This window comes from Terasakiella sediminum (assembly GCF_033100395.1).
Taxonomy (GTDB): Bacteria; Pseudomonadota; Alphaproteobacteria; order Rhodospirillales; family Terasakiellaceae; genus Terasakiella.
In genome coordinates, this window is record NZ_JAWLVJ010000026.1 from 44,229 (window position 1) to 50,905 (window position 6,677).

Sequence of the window (6,677 nt, forward strand, 5' to 3'; positions counted from 1 at the left end):
TATTTCCTTTTTCTAATGTTGTTTATAAAAGAAGGTGCCCGAAATTGACACCTTCCTGGGTTAGCTGGCTTTCATTGCGGGATGCACATGATCGCCAGTGAAATCTTCCAAATCACTTTGTTCTGGAAGATTATTCTTGCTTGCAAGATTAGCTCTTGCTTCTCGTTCTTCATCTGCAACTTGCTTAGAAATTCGATTAACAATCCTGACAACGGATTGCCTTGAAATGCCGTAATATTCCGCGATTTCTTTGGTGGTCTTAACTCGTTCCGGGTCTGTGTATTCATGAAAGAGTTTACGCTCTTGAATATCAGTTAAAGATTTTCGGCGACCGCCAAAATTACCCTTGGCTCTAGCTCTTTCAAGCCCCGCTCGCGTTCTTTCACGAATGTTATTAAGCTCCATTTCTGCCACTGCTGAAAGCATCGTGAACAAGAGCATTCCTTGACTTGTGCTTGTGTCCATGTCTTGCGTGATGCAACGGAAATAAGCACCTTTTTGGTGGATTTCATCAATAGTTTGATGCAGTTGCAGACTCTTACGACCTAAGCGGTCAAGCTTCCAAACTGTGACGATATCGCCCTTTCTTAGAACGCTAAGCATCTCTTCAAATTTTGGTCTATGACCCATAGATGAAGCTTTTTCTGTGATTATCTTATCGCAACCAGCATCTTCCAATGCCTTGATTTGCAAGTCTAAATTTTGATTTGGACCAGAAACACGGGCGTAACCCAAATTTAAATTAGTCATTGTCACAACCTCTATTAATTGGAGTTGTAAACAATCTGATTATTGCTTCTGCGTCTGCTTCGATCTGCTGTGCGATCTCATAAGATTGGGCAAGACTAAGAGAGCCATCATACTCGAAATCGAAAGACACTCTTAGAGATTCATGGAACTCGTCAAAATCATTGAAGATATAGAAGTTTGATAGGACAGCTTCTTCTTTTCCGTTAGTGATCGTCACTAGCAGATTGTATCTATCATCAGTTCTCATCTGAAACGATATGCCATCTGAATATTCGTAAGCTTCAGAAACTGCTTCGATGATTTCGATTGATTTTATAAGTAGTAAAGACATTATCGCCTCTCCTTAAATAGAGTTTTTAACGATAGTCTTTCCCTGCTGTTTCCTGTGTTGGATTGCCCCGTTTTTAAGCCAACGGGGAGGCTTGGAAGCTTTACGAAGCTTCTTCAAAGACTGTTGCTCTTGCAAACTTCAAAACTGCATCAGCATCAATTTCTTTAAGCATCTTATGAAAAATATCTTTTGCTTCGCTTATATCTTCTACAAGCCCTGCTTTTACAATGTCGCTAGCGACATAATCCCACCAAGCGTCTTGAGATTTCACTTTTGTAATTTTGTCATCGCCCGTTTGGACATAACCGCCAAACTCAAAAACCTTACCTTCGATTGAAAAGACACCTTCGAAAGCGTGCTGTTCAATGTCATCTTCTTTAGAGATGTAAGTTTCTGTGATTTCTAAGATCGCAACATTTTCGATTTTAATACTCATAACTTTTTTCCTTTTGCCATCAGATTTCCTGATTCCTCGTTTCACACCCAAACAGTGACACATAAATGTGGAACTCTTGGTAACTCTAATGTGTCATAGTTATGAGTCACAATCAAGTAAAAAATAGCATAAAAACAATATTGACTCAAAAACGGTCGTTTATGTGACAATAATATCACAATGTTATTATGCGTTATTACATGTAAGATGTTTATTATTACTTGATATTTGCTTTAGCAAGTAATGAAAGAATACTTGTGGAATCCTTCATCTTTTATTTTAGCTGCTTAAATTTTATTTTTAGATAACCTGTTTGAGGTTAGAACGGGATTTCATCCCATATTTCACTAATTGGGATAGCTGGATTTGATGTTTTATAGTCTTCTTGATTATTATCTAGGGTATTACCAGTATCTATTGCCTTGTAATCCACATCAGGAAGATTAAAAGCTCGGCGTATTTTGTTGACAAGCTTTCTGTTGTGTTCGCATTCAAGGAACTCAGCAACAGACGTAAATTTATCAACGATAAGGCAAGGGAACCTCTTGTAATCAGTTCCGCAATATGTAGGGCGGGATATCCTAAGAATTCGATTAGCTGAATCCTTGCTCTTTTTATGAGGGTTTCTAGTGCGTTCGTAACGCTTCAACTTTTCCAAGCGTTCGCCAACTTTGGCAACTCTTTCATTATCCCTATTAAGTTCACTTACATACTTGCGAAAACTTCCAACCGGGAAAGAAAACTTTAGGTTTTCGATCTGCTTTGCAAACTCTGCTAAATCAACGCTTGGCATATCGACATGATTTTCGGTCTTAGTTACGTATCTGATAGTTTTGGTGATCTCAGAAGATTTTACATTTTCAATGTCACCGAAAAAACGAAAGTGCTTTCGGACGTACTTATTAATTGCTTCAAAATTTGGCTTTGAAATCACCTGACCTATTAAATGTGCATGAAGATTAATCGCACAATTACCATCTTTTTTCTTAAAGTCCGGTGTTTCAATTCGTTGATATAGGTATTCGATACCATTATTTTTTGCAAATTCACGAAATTTTGACAGCTTTTTTGTAAAAACTCTATGGTGGTCATAGTAATCTGACGGATTCAGCACTTCAAAACTAATCATATGTTGCTTTAATTGCTTGATTCCATGCTCAATAACGAACAATTCAAGCTTATTTCTTATATCTGCGTTATGTCTGTAAGCAATTTCCGGCAAAATCATTAGATTTCTGTAGGAAAACTTTGTTTCTGTCTCAAGAGTTACAGGATTTACCTTTGTTTTTGGCTCTCCGTAATAGGGATTATAGCCAGCTAACTGCAATTTCCTTGCAATTTCTTGAGTATCTTTTTCTAATTTACGGTGCTTATCTCTATATTCTAACTGCTTTGCTATATCTAAATCGCTATTGACAGCATTATTTACGTCAATAAATTTCCAATATAATTCTTTTGAAATTATTTGATTTTTTTTCTTGCAGTAGTCTGATTCTTTAAGTATATTATTACTTGTCATTAGAAAAGATTCCTCGATATTTTGATTGTAGACTTGACAACTCAACAGAATATCGGGGATTTTTCTTTTAATCAAGATCAAAGTTGTTGACATATAAATAAATATACTTGCCAGAGTGCAATTATTACTTTGATTCAGGGGCGAAAAAGACCCCGCCTCCCGTTAAGGAAGCGGGGCTAGTACCATCTAAATTTTTCATATTCACTATAGTAAAGAGCAAAACAGCACCCTGTCTTGGGATGCCTTATTTTTGCATACTACTATAAATTTAAGTGCTTGTCAACTTTTTTCGTTCTCTCGAATCATGAAAATGTCAATATCTTTTTTATTACTTGATAAGAGAATAGCTAATTTAATGCACTGGTGCACAAAATGTGTGATATATTTACAACACTATAGAGACATTTGCCTGCGGCCGCTGGTCTTTTGCAAAAAATGAGGTAGCATAGATTTATGAGGATTCGGACCCTCTAACCTGTGAAATGTGGTGCCCCCTTAGGCGAGAAAGAAACCTAAGGGGGTTTTTCTTATTCAAATTCGATTGTCTCTCGATTATCTAGCTTTTCAATGCCTGAGAGTTTGTCATATGAAAGCAAATGACTAGCCTTGTCATAATAGCTTTGAATGACTTTTACGGAAGTAAGACAGTTTTTAGCAATTTCTGTTAAGTCATTCTTTTCAATGATCTTTTGAGTAATATAGTAGTGCCGAATGCTATAGATTGATCTATCTTCTACGAAATCATGACCTAACTTTGAACTTGGCTCTGCCAGTGCTCTTTTGAAAGCTGTATTCAATGAATGGCTTGAAATCCCCTCAATTAGTGGTCTTTCAGGGTCTTCTAAGCCGATATAGTCAAGATATCGCTCTAGATGCTCGTTTAGAAAGATGTCAGGTACGATCTCAACGTATCTTTCAGCACCGCCTTTATGAGTGCTGCCGCCGAATACATATCTTGAAGCTTTCCCGTCATGAAAATAAGCCTCATGATCCCTGTAACTCTTCATGAGTTTACTGCCTACTGCCATGTGCTTGAGACCTGGGACTTTCTTAGTCCTAATTCCAGTTTTATAAACTGGAACTAAATCACCATTTTCTAGCCTTTTTGAAACGTGCTTTACTTTTAATGAAAGCATCGTTTGAGTTCTCATACCTGTTGCAATCAATAAATTAACTGCAAAATACAAGCGATAAGACGCTAAAACTTTATCATCCCTGTCCCATTGAGAGCTTAATTCAGATTCATCGTAAGCTTCTCTAATTGCCTTACATTTCTTAGAACCTGAATGCTTTAGAGCATGAATATAGGCATTCTTCTTATCTCTATAACGCCTTCTTAGATGATCCTGGATAAGTTTAATTTCAGAATGATTAAAAGCAGGTCGAGAATTTAATTCCCTAGTAACAATTATATTAGCTTGGACTTCTTCTTTATCAGGCATTCCGATAGTTGGAATATCCCCCTTTTTCATTACTGCATTCTTACCGCCACATGCGAATTTAAAAACCCTTTTTAGGGGTGCATTCTCACTTGCAATAGATGATGCAGGGAAAGATGTTTTGCCTTTGAATGGGGGCTTATAAGGCGGTTTGCTGAATCGTTCAGGCTTGAAAAGAACGCCTTCTTCTTTCTTGCGTCTTTCTTCTTTTCGATCAAAAGAACGCTTAGCTTCATCACATCTTGCCTCATATTTTTTGTTATACTCTGCAATCTGTCTTTTTCTTACGTCAACACGCCAATCCCAGAACTCTGTTATATGAACATCTTTGATTTTTGTAATGTCCATCTCCCCAAAAAAAGGGATTAGATAGTTATGAATTTTCTGACTGTAATCTTTGTACCTGCTCTCAGGTTCCCCATATTTTACAAAGTCTAAAAGCTCTAAAGCGACTTGCTCAAAAGTCTTTGTGTGCACAGATTTTTTATCATCAATCTTTCTCCAGATTTCTTTGTAAGCATCGTATGCAACACGCTTTGCTTTCTCAAAATCCTTTGTCTTGCATGATTTCTTGATTGTGTTGTGCCTACCGTTGGCAACATCTACGGGGATGCCTACACAATATTGCCAAGGTCCCTGAGGGGTTCTTTTATAGATAAAACAGGACGTATCAACGCCAGAAATGTCATGCTTATCAAGAAATGTTTTAGTTGACTCTGACATGCAAAATTCACCTTATAGAAAAGTGTAACGTAGGACTGTAACGTAACGCATTTTGTAACGTTTAACAGTATTATAACTACGCAATATCAATGACTTAAGAAACACTATTGACAAAACAGCTTTAAAAAAAGTATAAATAATACAAAGAGTTGTCAACATGTTTGTGGATTGAAAATCCGCGTGTCGGTGGTTCAAGTCCGCCCCCGGGCACCATTTCCCCCCATTAAAAAACGATTAATCTACTGTTTTCGCAGCACTTTTTCATGTTGTGCGCATTTAACGGTAGACCAAATGGGTGACCAAACCTCCGAATACATCTTCAAAAAACGTAATGTCTTCTACTTCACACGTAGGATTCCGAAGGACGTTCGTGACCACTACAATCGTGATCGGATTGTCTTATCTTTACGTACCTGTTCAAAGTCGCTTGCACGGTCAGAAGCAGCCTCACTCGCTGCGCAGTTGGATGAGGATTGGTTGATCCTGCGTCGCAAGATTTATGGCGACCCTTTTGAACGCTTTCTTCAATCTCGTAATGCCGTCGATCTGGCACGTTCAGATGCTCCTTTATTTTCAGAAGCAAAATCCATCTATCTGAAAGCCAAGAGCGCAGGTCGTCCTCGAACCTTCGTCACTGCCATTGATCGTGCAGAAAAGAACCTGATCACAGCATTGGGTGACAAACCCATTGATACGTACACCAGAGCCGATGCAAACAGATTGCGTGATGCGTATGCCAAGAGGGGATTGAGCAAGGCTACCATCCACCGTGCCTTCAATGTCATCAGAGCCATCCTTAACTTCGTGTCCCGTGAAGAAGACCTTCCAGAGATCAGATGCTTCTCAGGTGTGTTCTTGGGTGACGACATTGTAAACGCCCCGCAAGAGCGTAAACCAGTTCCATTGAACATCATTCGTAAGGTTCAGCGACAATGCAAAGATGCTGATACAGATACGACCAGATTGATTGCCGCCATCAGTGATACGGGGATGCGCCTGAGTGAAGCTGCTGGCTTGGTAAAATCTGACATCGTGTTTGATCAGAAGCATCCGCACATTGTTCTGAAACCTCACAAGTGGCGGCGGCTCAAGAACAAGAACAGCGAACGTATCATCCCACTTGTTGGTGCTGCATATTGGGCGGTTACACGGGCATCTTTGACATCCAGAAACGATTTCTTGTTTCCACAGTATTGCAACACGGTGGAATGTAAAGGCGGTGTTGCCAGCACTTATCTCAATAAGTGGATGGCAAAGCGCGTTCCGAAGGGCTGTGTGATCCATAGTTTCCGCCACAGTCTTCGGGACCGTTTACGCGCGATTCAATGTCCACCAGACATTGTTGACCGTCTTGGCGGGTGGACTGTTGGCGGCGTTGGAGAAGGTTATGTGGAGTAGCCCCCATTTGGACCGGACACCCTGACATAGCCTAAGGAGGCTTAAGGCTATGCCTTAAGCATATGCTTATGTCTTATGAAA

General features: G+C 39.3%; 6 protein-coding genes. 1 reads left to right on the forward strand and 5 read right to left on the reverse strand.

Translation table 11 applies throughout. The features are described 5' to 3' along the window. Window positions 1-60 precede the first annotated feature (60 nt). The 5 genes from RYZ26_RS17205 to RYZ26_RS17225 all read right to left on the reverse strand — a co-directional run bounded on the left by RYZ26_RS17205 (window position 61) and on the right by RYZ26_RS17225 (window position 5,198). Entirely contained in the window at window positions 61-750 is a 690-nt protein-coding gene (locus tag RYZ26_RS17205; RefSeq protein WP_317684484.1) for a recombinase family protein, read from the reverse strand. After that, entirely contained in the window at window positions 743-1,081 is a 339-nt protein-coding gene (locus RYZ26_RS17210) for a hypothetical protein (RefSeq protein WP_317684485.1), read from the reverse strand. The genes RYZ26_RS17205 and RYZ26_RS17210 overlap by 8 nt, the downstream gene beginning before the upstream one ends. Window positions 1,082-1,181: 100 nt before the next feature. Further along, window positions 1,182-1,517 carry a hypothetical protein gene (locus RYZ26_RS17215; protein WP_317684486.1) on the reverse strand — a complete coding sequence of 112 codons (336 nt, stop codon included), beginning with the start codon at window positions 1,515-1,517 and terminating at the stop codon, window positions 1,182-1,184. A gap of 319 nt (window positions 1,518-1,836) precedes the next feature. Then, a complete protein-coding gene (locus tag RYZ26_RS17220) occupies window positions 1,837-3,036 on the reverse strand; it encodes a hypothetical protein (protein ID WP_317684487.1) in 1,200 nt (399 codons plus the stop codon). A 527-nt stretch (window positions 3,037-3,563) separates the two neighbouring features. Further along, window positions 3,564-5,198 (reverse strand): tyrosine-type recombinase/integrase, encoded by a 1,635-nt coding sequence (locus RYZ26_RS17225; protein WP_317684488.1) that lies wholly within the window; start codon window positions 5,196-5,198, stop codon window positions 3,564-3,566. Window positions 5,199-5,489: 291 nt separating this feature from the next. On the opposite strand from RYZ26_RS17225, the gene RYZ26_RS17230 reads away from it, so the two are divergent. Then, on the forward strand, window positions 5,490-6,596 hold the full coding sequence (locus RYZ26_RS17230; RefSeq protein ID WP_411576881.1) for a DUF6538 domain-containing protein: 1,107 nt from the start codon (window positions 5,490-5,492) through the stop codon (window positions 6,594-6,596). The last annotated feature ends 81 nt before the right edge of the window (window positions 6,597-6,677 follow it).